This is a genomic window from Runella sp. R5_40 (assembly GCF_057652295.1).
Genome location: NZ_JBYFCH010000005.1, coordinates 114,489 through 132,049, shown reverse-complemented (window position 1 = coordinate 132,049; position 17,561 = coordinate 114,489). Strand labels below are relative to the sequence as shown.

The window sequence follows — 17,561 nt, the reverse complement described above, 5'->3', positions numbered from 1 at the left end:
CATGTTTGAACCTACTACATCGTCAGAATTAGATACTTTACCTAAAACCTCGGTCGTTGATTATAAAAAGAACTTACACCGCCGACGTATATTAATCGAACTTTATCGTTCTGGTACATCTTCTATTGCAGAGTTGGCCCGAGTTATTCACAGCAGCGTTCCTTCCGTGACGAGCATCGTGGAGGAAATGGTGGAAGAAAAGTGGATTGTGCCCGTGGGGACTGGTGTGACGAAACAAGGCCGTAAGCCCGTTTTGTTTAGCCTAAGTACTGAGCGGTATTATGTTTTGGTATTGGACGTAAATACCCACGATACCAAAGTGCTGGTGATGAATCTCAAAAACGAAGTGGTATTTCGGAGAGACCTCGACATGAAGTTGGAAGATTCTTCTAAGTTTCTGGGCGCACTGATTGAAGCTACCGAAGATGTAATCAATGAATCCAATATTCGTCACGATGATTTTATGGCGATGGGGATTTCGGTGGCAGGGTTGGTGGATGCCCGTAAGGGTTTTAACTTTACCTACCGCAGCCTTAACCAAGGCGAGCAATCGTTTGGCACATTGCTCGAAAGGCACTTTAAATTTCCTGTGTATGTCATCAACGATACCAAAGCAACTACCCTTGGCGAACACCGCTTTGGGTTGGCACAAGGTAAAGACCACGTGCTTGCCATCTATATTGATTGGGGGGTTGGACTTGGCGTGATTCTAAATGGGGAAGTTTTTCAGGGAGCTTCGGGCTTTGCGGGTGAGCTTGGACACATTCAAGTAGTACCCAACGGCGAACTTTGTCACTGCGGAAAAGTGGGTTGCCTGGATACCATCACTTCGGCGGCTTCCTTGTTGCGCCGTATCAAAAAAGGATTGAACGATGGTCGCATTTCGCGCCTGTCTGGAATGGATATTGAGAAAATCGACGCCGAAATTATCATTGATGCAGCTTGGCAGGGTGACTCCTTCGCCATTGATATTCTTCACGAGATTGGGATGGAGCTTGGAAAAGGGCTGTCGATTGCCATTCATCTGTTCAATCCAGAAATCATTATCGTGGATGGGATTGTGGCCAAGGCGGGTGCGTTTATTACGAACCCCATCGAACAAGCCATCAACAAATACTGCTTGACGGACTTTAGAAGTAACCTGAACGTGGTTATTTCTCAACTTGGGCAAGAAGCCAAATGGTTGGGAACGCAAGCGTACGTGGTAGAAAAAGTGATTGAAAATAATTAGATTCACTATCGCTGAGCACGATGAATTTTAAACAAGTAAAGGTAGGGGTTGTGCAAGCAACTCCTTTTCTTTTTGATAAGGCTAAAACCGTCGAACGGGTCATTGAGTGGATAGAAAAGGCGGCCAAAGCGCAGTGTGAACTGCTGCTTTTTCCTGAGTCTTTTATTCCTTGTTATCCGCGCGGGCTCGATTTTGATTCCCGCGTTGGTCGTCGAACGGACAAAAGCCGCGCGCATTGGCTCGACTATTGGGCAAATAGCATCGAAGCTGACTCGGAAGAAGTGCAAAAAATTGGCGAAGCTGTTCGTCAAGCAGGAATGTATGTGGCGTTGGGCGTGACCGAACGGGAACCTGTCGGTGGGTCGTTGCATTGTGCTTTGTTCTACTTTAATCAAGAGGGAGTGCTGGTGGGCAAACATCGGAAATTAAAACCTACGGGGCTTGAGCGGTACATTTGGGCTGAAAGCGATGGAAGTACACTCATGGCGTTTGATACCAAAGTGGGTCGAGTTGGAGGGCTGATTTGTTGGGAAAATTATATGCCTCTCGCGCGCATGTCGATGTACCAGCAGGGGGTCGAAATTTATTTGGCTCCTACGGCTGACGCCCGCGAATCGTGGCAAGCTACCATGCAACACGTGGCGTTGGAAGGACGCTGCTTTGTGTTAGCGGCCAACCAGTTTGTACGAAAGTCAGATTACCCCGAACGCTACCAAGAAGACTTAATCGAAGAACCCGACATCATGAGCGCAGGTGGAAGTGTGATTATCTCGCCTTTGGGGGAAGTTTTAGCGGGGCCACTTTGGAACGTAGAAGGACTGCTGACGGCAGAGTTGGATTTCTCGGTGCTGGCTAAAAGTAAATTGGATTTTGACGTGGTCGGGCACTATGCGCGTCCCGACGTTTTTTCGTTGGAAGTGAAAGGGCAACCTCCCATTTGTAAAATATAAAAAGGAGGGTTTGCGTGGTGCAGGTTGCCTATATCGTGGTGCAGGTTGCTCACAACCTGCTTTAGTCGATGTATAGTGCAGGTTGTGAGCAACCTGCACCACGAGCGGTGAGCAACCTGCACCACAAAAAACGCTACACGCCCGTGTAACTAAAGGGAGAAATCGCGCGTAGTTCTTCTTTAATTGCTTCCGATACTTCGAGGCAATCAATAAACTCAGCAATCGTATTGGAGGTGATTTTTTCGTTTTTACGCGTAAGGGCTTTCAGTGCCTCGTAAGGTTGCGGGTAAGCCTCGCGACGTAAGATGGTTTGAATTGCTTCGGCTACTACTGCCCAGTTGTTGTCGAGGTCGGCGTAGAAAGCGGTTTCGTTTAATTCAAGTTTGCCCAAACCTCGCAACAATGCCTTCAAACCGATGATGGTATGACCAAGCGGTACGCCAAGGTTACGAAGGACAGTCGAGTCGGTTAGGTCGCGTTGGAGGCGAGAAATAGGAAGTTTGGCTGACAAATGCTCAAAAACGGCGTTGGCAATGCCTAAATTTCCTTCTGAATTTTCAAAATCAATGGGGTTGACCTTGTGTGGCATGGCCGACGAGCCTACTTCGCCTGCTTTGATTTTTTGCTTAAAATACTCCATCGAAACGTACGTCCAAACATCGCGGTCGAGGTCGATGAGAATGGTATTTAAGCGCTTAAATGTATCCATCAACGCCGCAAGCATGTCGTAATGCTCGATTTGGGTCGTCAGTTGGCTGCGCGACAATCCCAGTGTTTCGTTGACAAAATTGTTCCCAAATGCCACCCAGTCAATGTCAGGATAAGCCACATGGTGCGCGTTGAAGTTGCCCGTTGCCCCGCCAAATTTTGCAGCGTAAGGGATGGCCTGAATCATCGCAAGTTGTTTCTCAAGACGTTCGATAAACACCCCAAACTCTTTTCCCAAACGCGTAGGCGAGGCAGGTTGTCCGTGCGTACGGGCCAACATCGGAATGTGTTTCCATTCTTCGGCCAAAGCTTTCAGCTTGACAACAACCTCTTCAAATGTTGGCAAAATTTCGTCCGTAATGGCTTCTTTGAGCGAAAGCGGAATCGAGGTATTGTTAACGTCTTGCGACGTAAGTCCAAAGTGGATAAATTCCAAATACGAATCAAGCTGTTTGTCTTTGAGTTTTTCTTTGATGAAATACTCTACGGCTTTTACGTCGTGGTTGGTAACCGACTCGATTTCTTTGATTCGCAAAGCATCAGCTTCCGTAAAGTCAAGATACAAAGCACGTAAGTCGGCGTAAATGGTTTTGTCGAAACCTTCCAATTGAGGAAGAGGAAGTTCGCAAAGGGCGATAAAATACTCGACTTCGATGCGAATTCGGTAGCGAATAAGCCCAAATTCCGAGAAATAAGGGGCGAGTTTTTCAACTTGACGACGGTAACGTCCATCGACGGGCGAGATAGCTGTGAGGGTATTTAATTGCATAGCTTGGTTACTAAAATGCAAAGATACGCCATCCATGCCAAAGATTTGGTAGAAAACGCTCGAAAATGCTTTTGGAAGTATGAAACATCGCATTCTACTTGGTATAGCAGGAGGGCTTATGGCATTAGTGGCTTTCCGTGAAGCAAATGATTTGTCGTTGGATTGGCCCGAATACAATGGAAACGCGACCCGAAGCCATTATTCGGAGGCGAGCCAGATTTCGGCCGAAAACGTCGGTCAACTTAAAGTGGCTTGGACGTATGCCTCGGGTGGGGCCGATACGGTTTTTCACCGTACCCAAATGCAGTGCAATCCCATTGTGATTGATGGGGTTTTGTACGGCGTTTCGGCCAATACCCAAGCGTTTGCCTTGGATGCTACGACGGGGAGGGAATTTTGGAAAACAAACGTGACTGAGACGGAAGGAACAACAAGTCGTGGGGTAAGTTACTGGGCAGCAGGAACTGAAAAAACAATCTTTTTTGGGGCGGGAAAATGGCTATATGCCGTGGATGCTGCAACGGGAAAGCTTCGCTCTTCGTTTGGAGAAAACGGACGAATCAACTTAAAAACGGGCATTGAACGCCCTACGGCCGACGATTACGTGGTTTCAAATACGCCCAATGCCATTTTTGAGGATAAAATTATCGTCGGCACGCGGGTGTCGGAAAGTGAATCGGCTTTGCTTGGTGATATTCGGGCCTATGACGTGCGAACAGGAAAACGCATTTGGACGTTTCGCACCATTCCTGAAGCGGGTGAAATGGGCGCTACATCTTGGCCAGCTAAAGCCCGACAACATATCGGAGGAGCGAATGCGTGGGCGGGAATGGCCTTGGACCGCCAGCGGGGGATTTTGTACGCACCCACAGGCTCGGCAGCGTTCGATTTTTATGGCGGAAATCGCAAAGGCGATAACCTTTTTGCCAATTGTTTGCTGGCTTTGGACGTTCGCACTGGTAAACGGCTTTGGCATTACCAGTTGGTGCGTCACGATATTTGGGACCGCGACGTGCCTGCTCCTCCCAATTTGGTAACAGTTGTCCAAAACGGAAAAAAAATAGACGCTGTGGCGCAAATTACCAAACAAGGTTACATTTTTGTGTTTGACCGAGTGAGTGGAAAACCGCTCTTCCCTATCGAAAATCGAACGTTTACGTTTGACGCCGTGGCGGGTGAATTTCCGTCAAAAACGCAGCCTATTCCGCTCAAACCGACCTATTTTGCCCGACAAAGTTTTACCGAAAAAGACCTAAACTCTTTCGTGGCTGACCGTGATTCGTTGGTGGCCTTGATCCGAAAAGCCCGTACGGGGAGTGCATATATTCCAATTGGCAAAGACATGACCATTTTCTTTCCTGGTACCGACGGCGGCGGGCAATGGGGCGGCGCTGCCACCGACCCGCAGGGAGTGATGTATATTCCTTCCAAAGAAATTCCTGTTTATACATCGCTCGTATCTCGTAAACAAGAGTCAAACGCAAAAACTACGACAGGAAAACAGTTGTATCGCCAGTATTGCTCGGCGTGCCACGGTGAAGACCGCCGAGGCAACCACGATGGCTCGTACCCTTCTTTGCTGACCGTTTCAAAACGACTTTCGGAAGATGCCGTCAAAAATTTGATTACCAAAGGCCGTGCCATGATGCCGTCGTTTGTGCATCTCTCAGCGGCAGAAAACAAAGCAATTGTCGATTTTTTGTTCCAAAAACAGCAAGATATTCAGGTGGCTAGCTCACAAAAAGGCCTCATTCCATATCAGCATACGGGTTACAACCGTTGGTACGACCGAAACGGGTATCCGATAAGTGCTCCTCCGTGGGGGACATTGACGGCTACGGATTTGAATACGGGCGACCGACTTTGGCAAGTGCCGTTGGGCGAATATCCCGAACTAACCGCCAAGGGAATTGCACCTACGGGAACGGACAACTATGGCGGGCCGCTAGTGACAGGGAGCGGATTACTTTTTATCGCCGCGACCCGCGACGAACGCTTACGGGCTTTTGACAAAAAAACAGGGAAAATACTTTGGCAGACCCAACTACCAGCGGCGGGTTATGCCTCACCAAGTACGTACGTTGTGAATGGTAAACAGTACGTAGTCATAGCCTGTGGCGGAGGAAAGTTGAAAACCAAGTCGGGTGATAAATACGTGGCTTTTGCATTGCCATAAGATAAATTTGTACTTAATTGCGAAAAAACTAATCCTAACAATCCTTTAACCTTCTAACTACTAAAAACGCTGATGACTCCTTCTCCTTTTTTAGGTGAACTTTTGGGCACGATGGTGCTTATTATTCTTGGCAACGGTGTGGTTGCCAACGTTGTTCTCAAAGATACCAAAGGCAACAATGGCGGCTGGATTGTCATTACCGCAGGTTGGGCTTTTGCCGTGACGATGGGCGTGTTTGTCTCCCAAGCTTTTGGCGGGTACGATGCGCATTTAAACCCTGCCGTTACGGTGGCTATGGCCATTGCCAAAAACGAATACAGTAAAGTGGTTAGTTATATCACGGCGCAGATGATAGGAGCCATGTTGGGTGCGATTACCGTGTGGTTGTTTCATTTACCGCATTACGCACGCACCGAAGACAAAGGAGCCAAGCGGGCTACTTTTTGTACAGAGCCTGCCATTCGTTCGACGGGGTCAAATTTCTTTAGTGAAGTCCTTGGAACAATCGTTCTTCTTGTAGGTATCAAAGGCATCGGGGCAGTGACTACGGGCTTAGGCCCTTTTGCCGTAGGTATTTTAGTGTGGGCGATTGGTCTTTCATTGGGAGGAACGACGGGTTATGCCATTAACCCTGCCCGCGACTTAGGCCCTCGCATCATTCATGCCATTATGCCCATTGCAGGTAAAGGCGATTCTGATTGGCAATACTCGTGGATTCCAGTGGCAGGCCCGATTGTAGGAGCGATGATTGCAGGTCTTTTATTGCTTTAGCAGGGGTGCTTAATGTGAGTGCCAGCCAATTTAAAACACATAGAGCACAGTAGAATAAACACATAGAAATAGCACTATGTATTGTGAAAATTCTAGGTGCACTATGTGTTTACTACCCATTTTTGACGCTTATTTCTCAAATTTTAGCTTGAAGACTCCCGTTGTTAGTTTGATTTCGTCTTTATCATCCGTTTTTTTGTAGCCTCTTCCTTCTGGGTCAATGTCGGAGTCATAGCCCGTGGCACTGGTAAAAACTTTATCTTCCAGTTTGCTTTTCAGCCTTCCAAGACCGCCCAAAGCTGTTGCTGATGTTTTTTCTTTAAAATGCGTTCCATCAAGGACACACGAAAACTTGCCTTCCAAATAACCATTTTCGGCTTTCACTACCTCAATCTCACCGCCATTTTCTCGTTTCGACTTCCCGACATGGTACTCCATACGGGGTGAACGCGTTTCTTCCACGTATTTTACATAGGCGACACCTTTGTATTTACCTTCCGATAGGAGCGACTGCCAATATTTTTCACCGTTAAAATCTTCATCCACAATTTTATATAACCCTACCTCGGGGGTATCGCTGTTGCTCCAAGTGGCAAACCAAAACCGTAACGATTTGTCGGGACTAGTGGCGTTGGCAGTAATATACCAAACATTGCCCATTCGTATTCGACGCGGGGCTGTTTTGAATTCTTTCCCGTCGATTTGAACATTCAGCGAATTATCATTGGAGAGCTGGGCAAGGGCTGAAGAAGTAGCAATAAATCCGACGATTAAGGCTAAAAATAGTGTTTTCATTGTTGTGAGAGGCGTTTGTATGCGGTTGATTATCAGTGAATAACTGTACTGTAAAGAAGTGAATTTTTGGCATATAAAACAATGACATTTTACCCGAAATTGGTATCACGGTGTTTCACCTGTATCTTTGGCGGCGTAAAATCAACCAAAAATCAATGAAATACCTCATCACCATAATAGTAGGAGTGCTTGTCGTTCTTTTTCAGGCCTGTAGTTTCTCGTCAGAAGGTATGCTAGAAAAAGGAAAAGAGTTAATGAAAGAAGGCAAATTTAGCGAAGCATTGCCCTTCCTCAATAAAGCCATCGAACGCGATAATGGCAATTTTGAAGCCCTCAACGCGCGTGGGGTGGTCTATTACGAATTGAAAGAATTCCAAAACGCATTGCTGGATTATGAGCAAGCCCTCAAAGTGAAGCCTGATTATTATCGTCCTTACTACAACCGTGCGATGCTAAAAGTAGCTCAAAACGATACCGAAGGCGCTTTAAAAGACTACGCAGAAGCCATTCGATTGGAAGATAAAAATGCCGAGCTGTTTGTGAATCGGGGGCAACTTTTGGCGGCAATGGGGCAAATGGACGGAGCACTCAACGATTTTGATAAAGCAATTGGGCTGGATTCAAAAAATGCCTTGGCGTATTACAACAAAGGAAATATTATATTTCAAAAAGGCGATTTTAAAGGAGCAGTTATTCAGTTTGAAAACGCTGTAAAAAGTGATGCAAAGTTTGGCAAGGCTTTCCACGCGTTGGGCGTAGCCCAATTGATGGAGCAGCAAAAAGAAGCAGGTTGTCTTAACCTCAAACAAGCCGATAAACTTGGTTATCCTGCCGCGAAAGAAGCACTGGAACAGAATTGTAAATAATGGCAGACTGGACTTGGAGTATGGCAAAAGGATGGAATTTATCTAAGTATTTTCTGTAACTTTACCCCATGGAGATAAAAAAAAACGCCAATCAAGTGGGCGGCAATCCGCCCAATACGATAAGATATTAAAAGAGAATATCGAAGCTGTAATTTTAAGTATCATGCAAAATGTACTTGAAATTACAGCTGTTTTTATAGAAGAATTACCTGACGACATACAGCACACCAAAGAGCGGAAGCCTGATGTACTCAAAAAGGTAACTGATGCTAAAGGGGATACTTTTGTAGTTCAGATAGAGTTTCAAGTTAAAGATGAGCCTGAAATGGTTTATCGTATGGCAGAATATTTTATCATGCTTGAAAGAAAATACAAGTTGCCAATAAGGCAGTTTGTTATATTTCTTGGCGCTGACCATCCAACTATGGTAACCCAGCTTAATAGGGAAATGCTAAAGTTTAAATTTCCGCTGGTCTCACTTTCGACGTTGGACTACCATATTTTTCTTAAATCGGATAAGCCTGAAGAAGTTATTTTGGCTATTTTAGCAAATTTTCAGAGTGAAAATCCTGAAAATGCTTTAAAACAGATATTGGTGCGTGTCAAAGAAACTAGCAATGGAGAATTTTCGTTAAATAGGTACTTCAATCAGTTGCGTGTATTAGCTCAACTTCGTAATTTAGAATTAAATTTAAAAAACGCTATGGATAGTATCGCAGAATATATTAAAGAAGAAAGAGACGTTCTATTTTTGAGAGGTCTTGATAAAGGAGAAGCAAATGCTAGGGAGAAAGAGTTAACGAAGTTTGTCACTAATTTGCTCCAGAAGTTAAATTTACCTTTTGAGCAAATTGCAGACATTACAGGTACTACTGTGGATTTTGTTAAATCTGTACATAAAAAACTTAGTGACAAGTAGATTTTATATGAAAAAAGAATCTACAAATAAAGCCTCGCCGAATCATTCGGCGAGGCTTTATTTGTAACAGTCGGCAAAGAATTAACCGACAACAATATCATTACGCTTTTTTAAGGTTCTTTGTCCAGAAGTACAAACCGATAAAGGCAACGATAAGAATGGCAGGGAAAGCTACCATCGTGCTCAGTGTCGCTTGTCCAGCAGCCAATTCAAGTGCATCGCCTTGGAAACCTTGAGCGGCTGCCTCAGTTTTAGCGCCATCAATCCAGTTACCAATAATTGGCTGGAAAATAGAGCTTGAGAACATCCCAACCCCACCAATTACCGACATTCCAAGGGCGCCACTCGCAGGGATTTTTTCAGCCACAAATCCAACCATGTTTGGCCAAAAATAAGCGATACCGCAGGCATATACAAAAGCCGCAGCGTAGGCAGTTCCACCCGTTACTTTGCTCAATAAGAACAAACCAATGGTTGCCAAAACGGCCGAAACAAGAAGAACCCCCGTTTGGCTGATTTTGTGAATTACGGGTCCTGCAAAGAAACGAGCCACGGCCATTGTACCTGTCGTAATCGCAAGAAGCAACATTGGGTCAGCACCTGACTTACTCAAAATCAAGCCTACCCACTGCTGAGGGCCGAATTCTGAAATCGCTGTCAAGGCCATACAAGCAAACATGAATATAAACAACGGTGAAAGCATGGCTTTGATGTTTTCGCCCACCGATGCAGCCACTTCGTTTTTTGGTTTTGGAAACTCTTGTCCCCAGAAAAGATAAGCATAAATAATAGCTGGAAGAAGAATAATCCAAATTTGTGCTTCCCAACCAGTGTTGGCTTCAGTCATAAATTTAGAAATCAACGAACCAATCACAATTCCACCTGGAAACCACATGTGGAATTTGTTCAACATGGCATTCATTTTATTACCATCGTACGCGTCGGCAATCATCGGGTTACAAGCGGCTTCTGTACAGCCGTTGCCCAAACCGATAAGAAGGGTTGAAATCAACAAGGTCATGTAGTTTCCACCCGAAAAGATTGTTAATAAAATACCGATAGTGTGTGCCAAAAATGCAAACTGCATGATTTTTTTGCCACCTACTGAGTTGTAAATTAAACCTCCAACAATCATGGAGATGGGGAAACCTAAGAACCACATGGAGTTGATAGTTCCTAATTGCTCGCCTGAGAAGCCGTACTGTTTGGCTAGTTGGTCTAGGATACCTGCACGGATACTGAACGAGAACGCAGTGGTAATCAGCGCAAAGCAACTACCGTAAAACAATCTGTCTTTGTTAATCATTGTTTGAAAGGTTTGGTTGAAGGGTATGAAACATATTACTTCCAGTGGACTAAAGTAGGCGTACGATTTTTTTTACCCAATTTTCGTGAGAAAAAGGCTTTTTTTTACTTTGTGAATGTAAAAGTACTTCGCTCGTGAATGGCGAAAATGATAGAATCAAACTAACCTTGTAACTAAAACACCAAATTTAAAAATTAAAAATATGGCTCGAAAAATTAGAATGGGCATGGTTGGTGGAGGCCGTGGGGCTTTCATTGGAGGGGTACACCGAATTGCGGCTGCTATCGACGGTGAGATTGACCTAGTATGCGGTGCGTTTAGCTCAACGCCCGAAAAGTCGAAAGCGTCGGGTGAAGACCTTATGCTTGATCCGTCGCGTTGTTATGGCGATTTCAAAGAAATGATTCAAAAAGAAAAACGTCGTAAAGACCGCATGGACGTGGTGTCGATTGTGACGCCTAACCACATGCACTTTGCTCCAGCTAAAATGGCGCTCGAAAACGGTTTCCACGTGATTTGTGATAAACCCGTGACGTTTTCGTTGAGTGAGGCTAGAAAATTGCAAGAAATTGTTGAAAAAACGGGCTTGACTTTTGCCTTAACCCATAACTATACGGGCTATCCGATGGTGAAAGAAGCGCGTCAACGTATCAAAAACGGAGCCATCGGCGCGATTCGTAAAGTGGTGGTTGAATACCCGCAAGGCTGGTTGTCGTTTCCTGTCGAAAAAGATGGGTCGAAACAAGCCGAATGGCGTACCGATCCAAAACGCTCAGGGATTGCAGGGGCAGTAGGTGACATCGGAACCCACGCAGAAAACCTAGCCGAATACATCACAGGCTTGAAAATAACGGAACTGTGTGCCGACGTGAGCCGCGTGGTAGAAGGGCGTGTGTTGGATGATGATGCCAACGTTTTGCTTCGTTTTGACAACGGCGCAAGAGGAATTTTGCATTGTAGCCAAATTTGTAATGGCGATTGGAACGGCCTGAATATTCGCATTTACGGAGAGTTGGGAAGTTTGCACTGGCACCAAGAAACACCTCAATATTTACACCACAAAAGCACGGATGGTTATCAGATTTATCAGCCATCGGTGGGGCAATTGTCAGACTCAGCCAATGCCCACTCACGCATTCCGTTTGGTCACCCAGAAGGGTATTTGGAGGCTTTTGCCAACGTCTATCGCAATTTTGCCCGTACGGTACGTAAGCGTATGAATGGCGAAGAACCAAACGAATTTGATTTAGATTTCCCAACCATCGAAGACGGTATCCGTGGAATGCAATTTGTCGAAACGGTCATCGCTTCGGGAAAAAGCAATAGCAAATGGGTGAAGTTTAAAGGATAAAATTGCTTAAATAACATCCTGTATATAGTTGTTGTACAGGATGTTATTTGAAAAATAAACCATCATTAGTTACCTCTTAAATCAAAAAAACATGATTCGCTATTTGAATGAAATTGACGCAAGTACATCTTGATGAGCGAGAGCTGTGGGATCGCCTGAAATCGGGAGATACAAATGCGTTTGGACAAATTTCGACGCATTATTATCGGATATTGTTTGACTATGGACGTAAATTCACCAAAGACCGTGAACTTATAAAAGATGTCATTCAAGATGCGCTGTTGGTGTTGTGGCAAAAAAGAGCCCACATCAATCCCGACGAAAATGCCAAATTGTACTTACTCAAAATCATTCGGAATAGTTTATTCAAAGAACTTCAAAAACAGCACCTGCGGGTAGCCGATGGCCAGTTTGATGAACTGGAGTTTATGGAGCCCGAAGAATCGTTTATCATTTCGGCTGAATCATCGCAGCAGATGAATGCCAAGCTGCAATTACACCTCAAAAATCTTCCCAAGCGGCAGCAAGAAGTATTGTTCTTGAAATTTTACCAAGACCTCAGCAATGACCAAATCGCGGAGGTAATGAATATTCATCGTCAATCGGTCGCCAATTTGCTCCACAATGGCCTCCGTTTGCTCAAAAACCGCTTTTTTCTTACAACCCTCTATTTCATTTTGGCTAGGTGTTGACAATTTGTTAACACGCCAAATTTCCCCCGCCTGAGAAATACCTTCTTTTTTGCATAATAAATTTTGACTTTCATGAGTATAGACCGCCAAAGTCTGGATATACCTTATAAAAGCAGTAATAAGTACTATTTTTTCTATGATAGATTATAGTAAATTCGAGGTAGAAGATTTTATAACTGACGAATCATTTGGCGAGTGGGTCAAGGGGGAGTCGGACAAGCATACGGCATTTTGGGAGTTTTGGCTGGAAGCACACCCTGAAAAAAAAGAAATTGTGAAGCAAGCAAGGCAGTTGTTGGAAGCCCTTAAAAACCAACCGACGGCCATCAACGACGACGAAATTTCTATTGAAGTTGCCAAAGTAGTAAGCCAAGTGGAGGAAGAACAACCTCGTTTATTTTTTCCATGGTGGGGAAAGGTGGCAGCAGCAGTAGTGGTGGCGTTGGGAATAGGCATATGGTTTTGGGCCACGTTTGTCCCCAATACACCAGCAATGGTAGCGACTTTGCCACTGAACAGTACCACCACAAAGAATGCAAAAGTAGAAGTAATCAATAACACCGATTCCGATTATACGGCGTCTTTGCCTGATGGCAGTACTGTGGTGCTGAAAAAAGGGAGTAAAGTGAGTTTTATTGAAAAATTTGTGGGCGACAAGCGCGAAGTATTTTTGACGGGGGAGGGTTTCTTTAACGTGGTTCGCAATCCCGCTCAACCTTTTTATGTGTATGCCAATGGCCTAGTGACGCGGGTATTGGGAACGAGCTTTACGGTACGGGCTTACGCCAAAGACAAAGAAGTAATAGTGGCGGTAAAAACGGGCAAGGTGATGGTGTATTCGCTCTCAGAATTGAAGAAATCGGAGCAAAATGCCAATTATCAGGTGCAGAGTTTGTATTTAACCCCCAACCAGCAAGCCACTTTTGAGCGAGAAATGGAGAAGTTTAACAAGGCATTGGTGGATAAACCTACGATTCTTACAAAACCTGTAGAAACACCCAATTTTACCTTTGAAAACACCCCCATCGCTGAAGTATTCCAACGCCTTAAAACGGCCTATGGCGTCGATATTGTGTATGATGCAGAAGTGATGAAAAACTGCTCCGTTACGGCACCTTTGGGAGACGAATCGCTTTTTACGAAGCTGACCATCATTTGCAAAACCATTGGGGCGCGTTACGAAATCGTTGAAACCGAAATTGTGGTTTCGGGCCGTGGGTGTCCCTAAATTGTGAACATTAATGCTATTCCTCTCTACTAAACTATCCTAAACTTAAACAGAACTCTATGTCTCCATAACTACCTAACTCCTTTAAAAAACGAAGTCGGCAATGGTCGCAACATTACCGACTTGTAGTTTTATCCCCTCCATTTTGTTGTGCTGCAACTGCCCGATTTCTCGGGTGCTGGGAGGGATTTTGTCCAAAAAATCTTGAACTAAAACCAAACCAAATGTATGGAAAGTTTACCAAAAAAGCGCAAACTGTTGCTTATAGCTATGCGAATCACCTGTTTACAACTACTGATTAGTGTCGTGCTTAGTGGTTTGGCCGTCGCGCGTGAGGGACTGGCCCAAGAAGCGCTGAATCGTAACATCAGCCTTTCGGTCGAAAATAAGCCATTAAAAACGGCATTGACGCTCATTGAAAAAACAGCTAACGTTAAATTTACGTATTTACCGCAGCTGATTGCCAAAAACGACAAAGTGTCATTGACGGTTTCGAACCAACAGCTGTCGGTCGTGCTTGAAAAACTACTGCGCCCGTTGGGATTATCGTATGAAGCATCGGGAGAGTACATTATTCTGACCAAAGCGGATGTTCAGATGCTCGAAAAAAGGAGCTATGTGCCGATGCAAACCATAGAGCAGAATGTAAAAGGACGCATCAACGACGAAAAAGGAGAGGGGCTTCCTGGGGTGAGTGTTGTGATAAAAGGCACACAACGTGGTACCACGACGAACGCCAACGGAGAATTTTCGTTGGTGGTTCCTGATAACAAAACAGTCTTGATTGTCAGTTATGTGGGTTATAGTCCCCAAGAAATTACGGTTGGCAACCAATCCTCTATTTTGATTTCGCTCAAAGCTGACTTAAAAACATTGAACGAAGTGGTAGTGGTTGGTTATGGCGTTCAGAAGAAAGCCAACTTGACGGGTGCGGTGGACATGGTTACGAGCGAGATATTTGAAAATCGCCCCATGACCAACCTGAACCAAGGGATGCAAGGGGTGTTGCCCAACCTTAACATCAAGATGATGGATGGGAAGCCCAACCAAGCACCAAGTTTTAACATTCGGGGGACGACCTCGATTGGACAAGGAGGAAATGCCTTGGTGTTGATTGATAACGTGGAGGGGGATCCAAGTTTGTTGAATCCCAACGATATTGCGAGTGTTACCTTGTTGAAAGATGCGGCTTCGGCTTCAATTTACGGAGCAAGGGGGGTATTTGGAGTGGTGTTGATTACCACAAAAAATCCAGCAGCGGGAAAAACAAACGTTACCTATTCAACCAATTATTCGTTCAAAAAGCCCATTGCAAGACCTGACTTGGTTACGGATGGCTACACGTGGGCTTCCATGTTTGCCGAATCATTCGTCAACTTTGGAGGAACGTTTCCCCAAAATGCCAATAAAACCCTCAAGTTTTCTCAGGCGTATTTGAATGAACTCAAACGGCGCTCGGAAGTAGGAGGCTTGCCAGAAGTAGAAATTGATCCTGCAACGGGCGAGTATGTGTATTATGGCAGTACAGATTATTATGGGCATTTATACAAAGATGTTAACAACTCCAACGAGCACAACCTGAGTATCTCAGGAAGCACCGACAAAGCGAGTTACCTAATCACGGGTCGTTATTTTGGTCAAGAAGGTTTGTTTCGCTACAACTCGGACGATTATCGGGTTTTCAACTTTACAGGTAAAGGTTCGATTCAGCTATTCCCTTGGTTGAAAATCAATAACATGTCGCAATATTCCGACATGAAATACCACAACCCTTCGAATGTCGGCGAAGGTGGGGGTATTTGGCGCAATATTGCAGATGAAGGTCACCCTTTGGCTCCTTTGTTGAACCCCGACGGTACCATCACTTTTTCGGCAGCGTACAGCATTGGTGATTTTTACTACGGTAAAAACGGCATTGACAATAACAAAAAGGTGTTTAGAAATACGACGGGATTTGTATCTCAGTTTTTCAACGACAAATTTAGAGTCAAAGGTGATTTTACGATTCAAAATACCGACAACAATGACCGAATCAAGGCAGTGCCTGTGCCTTATAGTGTCAAACCTGGTACAATAGCGTACGTTGGAACGACGACCAATTCTATTAATGATGTGTATCGTGAAACGTCGTACATGACGACCAACCTTTATACGGAGTACGAAAATACGTTCAAGGAAAACCATTATTTGAAAGCAATGGTGGGGTATAACTACGAGCAATCGAACTATCAGCGGTTATCTGCCCAACGTAACGGACTTATTTTTGAGGATGCACAAGACATCAACCTAGCACTTGGGCAGGCCATTACCACTACGGGAGGCTGGGAAAGATGGAAAATTCAAGGAGGTTTTGCAAGGCTTAACTATTCGTACAAAGACCGATATTTGTTGGAAGTAAACGGTCGTTACGATGGATCATCGAAATTTCCTGCCAATCAACGGTTTGCCTTTTTTCCATCGTACTCTTTCGGTTGGAGGTTATCCAAAGAGCCTTTTTGGAAAGTATCAGAACGGATTGTTTCCGACTTAAAATTGAGAGCATCTTATGGCTCATTAGGAAATGGAAACATCAGCTCGTATGCCTACTTGGAGCAATTCTCTATTTCGCAATCATCCATGATTTTGGCAGGTCAGCGGCCACAGCAAACCAGAAACCCAACGGTTTTGCCTGAGGGGCTTACGTGGGAAACCGCCACCACCAAGAACATCGGGATTGATTTGTCGATGCTTTCTAATCGGTTGACTTTTGTAGCCGATGCCTACATCCGAACCACAACCGATATGTTTACGGTGGGTTTGACGCTTCCTGCCGTTTTTGGCGCGACTGCACCCAAGGGTAACTATGCCGATTTGGAAACCAAAGGCTGGGAAACCATGCTGTCGTACCGCGACAAATTTTCGCTTGGTTCAAAGCCATTTAATTTTGATTTACGTCTAACATTGGCAGATTACAGGGCGGTAATTACCAAATACAATAACCCACAAAAATTGTTAAATGATTATTACGAAGGGCAAGTATTGGGTGAAATTTGGGGTTACGAAACCGACGGTTTTTTCAAGTCTGCGGATGATGTAAAAAACAGTGCGAGCCAGAATTTGTTCAGAACGGCTTCCAATGGGCTTTGGTTTCCAGGGGATATTAAGTTCAAGGATGTCAACGGAGACGGTGCCATTACGCCAGGTACTGAAAGGGTAGAAAACCCAGGCGACCGCTCTATCATTGGTAACTCTACGCCGAGATATACCTACGGGGTAATGCTAGGCGCAGACTGGAATAACTTCTTCTTCTCCGCTTTTATTCAGGGCGTTGGACAACAAAATTGGTATCCGAGTAGAGAGGCAAACCTATTTTGGGGACAATACAACCGTCCTTATGGAGACATTCCTAAGAGCCAATTGGGAAATATCTGGACGGAGCAAAACCCCGATGCGTACTTCCCACGCTATGTGTCGCGGATAGCTAGTAATGCCAACGGAACCCTCAGCGCTGCCCAGACCCGCTACTTGCAAAATGTGGCGTATATGCGTCTGAAAAACATTCAAATTGGTTATAATCTGCCCCGCGCCATCGTTTCAAAAATTGGTTCTTCGGCAGGACGAGTTTTCTTGTCGGCTGAAAATATTTGGTCATTATCACCCCTTTACAAACATACCCGTGATTTTGACGTAGAAAGTGCCGTCGCTTCCGACCAAGTATTTAGCCCTGGCGGAAACTCTGGCGATGCCTACAACTATCCAATTATGAAAAGTGTAACCGTTGGTTTGTCTATCACTTTCTAACCACCAAAAAAGTACGACT

At 44.8% G+C, this 17,561-nt stretch carries 13 protein-coding genes; 10 read left to right on the top strand and 3 right to left on the bottom strand.

The window, feature by feature from the left end:
• Position 1 precedes the first annotated feature (1 nt).
• Both AC23N5_RS11750 and AC23N5_RS11745 read left to right on the top strand, forming a co-directional pair.
• A complete protein-coding gene (locus tag AC23N5_RS11750; RefSeq protein WP_183976190.1) occupies positions 2–1,231 on the top strand; it encodes an ROK family transcriptional regulator in 1,230 nt (409 codons plus the stop codon).
• 20 nt (positions 1,232–1,251) lie between these two features.
• Positions 1,252–2,181: a carbon-nitrogen hydrolase family protein gene (locus AC23N5_RS11745; protein WP_487755720.1), complete on the top strand. Its 930-nt coding sequence runs from the start codon at positions 1,252–1,254 to the stop codon at positions 2,179–2,181.
• Positions 2,182–2,314: 133 nt separating this feature from the next.
• Here AC23N5_RS11745 and purB read toward each other — a convergent pair whose 3' ends face one another.
• A complete protein-coding gene (gene purB, locus AC23N5_RS11740; protein WP_487755891.1) occupies positions 2,315–3,658 on the bottom strand; it encodes an adenylosuccinate lyase in 1,344 nt (447 codons plus the stop codon).
• 79 nt (positions 3,659–3,737) lie between these two features.
• Here purB and AC23N5_RS11735 point away from each other — a divergent pair, with 79 nt between their 5' ends.
• Both AC23N5_RS11735 and AC23N5_RS11730 read left to right on the top strand, forming a co-directional pair.
• Positions 3,738–5,834, top strand: coding sequence for an outer membrane protein assembly factor BamB family protein (locus AC23N5_RS11735; protein WP_487755719.1), 2,097 nt, complete (start codon positions 3,738–3,740; stop codon positions 5,832–5,834).
• Between the two features lie 72 nt (positions 5,835–5,906).
• Positions 5,907–6,605 (top strand): MIP/aquaporin family protein, encoded by a 699-nt coding sequence (locus tag AC23N5_RS11730; RefSeq protein ID WP_183976195.1) that lies wholly within the window; start codon positions 5,907–5,909, stop codon positions 6,603–6,605.
• A gap of 129 nt (positions 6,606–6,734) precedes the next feature.
• Here the strand turns inward: AC23N5_RS11730 and AC23N5_RS11725 are convergent, their stop codons facing one another.
• Positions 6,735–7,400 carry a hypothetical protein gene (locus tag AC23N5_RS11725; protein WP_487755718.1) on the bottom strand — a complete coding sequence of 222 codons (666 nt, stop codon included), beginning with the start codon at positions 7,398–7,400 and terminating at the stop codon, positions 6,735–6,737.
• A gap of 155 nt (positions 7,401–7,555) precedes the next feature.
• Here AC23N5_RS11725 and AC23N5_RS11720 point away from each other — a divergent pair, with 155 nt between their 5' ends.
• Together AC23N5_RS11720 and AC23N5_RS11715 are read left to right on the top strand one after the other, a co-directional pair.
• Entirely contained in the window at positions 7,556–8,266 is a 711-nt protein-coding gene (locus AC23N5_RS11720) for a tetratricopeptide repeat protein (RefSeq protein ID WP_487755717.1), read from the top strand.
• A 163-nt stretch (positions 8,267–8,429) separates the two neighbouring features.
• A complete protein-coding gene (locus AC23N5_RS11715; protein WP_487755716.1) occupies positions 8,430–9,185 on the top strand; it encodes an RpnC/YadD family protein in 756 nt (251 codons plus the stop codon).
• A gap of 100 nt (positions 9,186–9,285) precedes the next feature.
• On the opposite strand, the gene AC23N5_RS11710 is transcribed toward AC23N5_RS11715, so the two are convergent.
• Complete coding sequence (locus AC23N5_RS11710) at positions 9,286–10,491, bottom strand: MFS transporter (RefSeq protein ID WP_487755715.1); 1,206 nt, start codon at positions 10,489–10,491, stop codon at positions 9,286–9,288.
• A gap of 202 nt (positions 10,492–10,693) precedes the next feature.
• Here AC23N5_RS11710 and AC23N5_RS11705 point away from each other — a divergent pair, with 202 nt between their 5' ends.
• The 4 genes from AC23N5_RS11705 (at position 10,694) to AC23N5_RS11690 (ending at position 17,542) form a co-directional block, all read left to right on the top strand.
• Positions 10,694–11,842: a Gfo/Idh/MocA family protein gene (locus AC23N5_RS11705; protein ID WP_028524606.1), complete on the top strand. Its 1,149-nt coding sequence runs from the start codon at positions 10,694–10,696 to the stop codon at positions 11,840–11,842.
• 107 nt (positions 11,843–11,949) lie between these two features.
• Positions 11,950–12,534 (top strand): RNA polymerase sigma factor, encoded by a 585-nt coding sequence (locus AC23N5_RS11700; protein ID WP_183976207.1) that lies wholly within the window; start codon positions 11,950–11,952, stop codon positions 12,532–12,534.
• Positions 12,535–12,670: 136 nt separating this feature from the next.
• Positions 12,671–13,762 (top strand): FecR family protein, encoded by a 1,092-nt coding sequence (locus tag AC23N5_RS11695; protein ID WP_487755714.1) that lies wholly within the window; start codon positions 12,671–12,673, stop codon positions 13,760–13,762.
• A 228-nt stretch (positions 13,763–13,990) separates the two neighbouring features.
• A complete protein-coding gene (locus AC23N5_RS11690) occupies positions 13,991–17,542 on the top strand; it encodes a TonB-dependent receptor (protein ID WP_487755713.1) in 3,552 nt (1,183 codons plus the stop codon).
• Positions 17,543–17,561 lie beyond the last annotated feature (19 nt).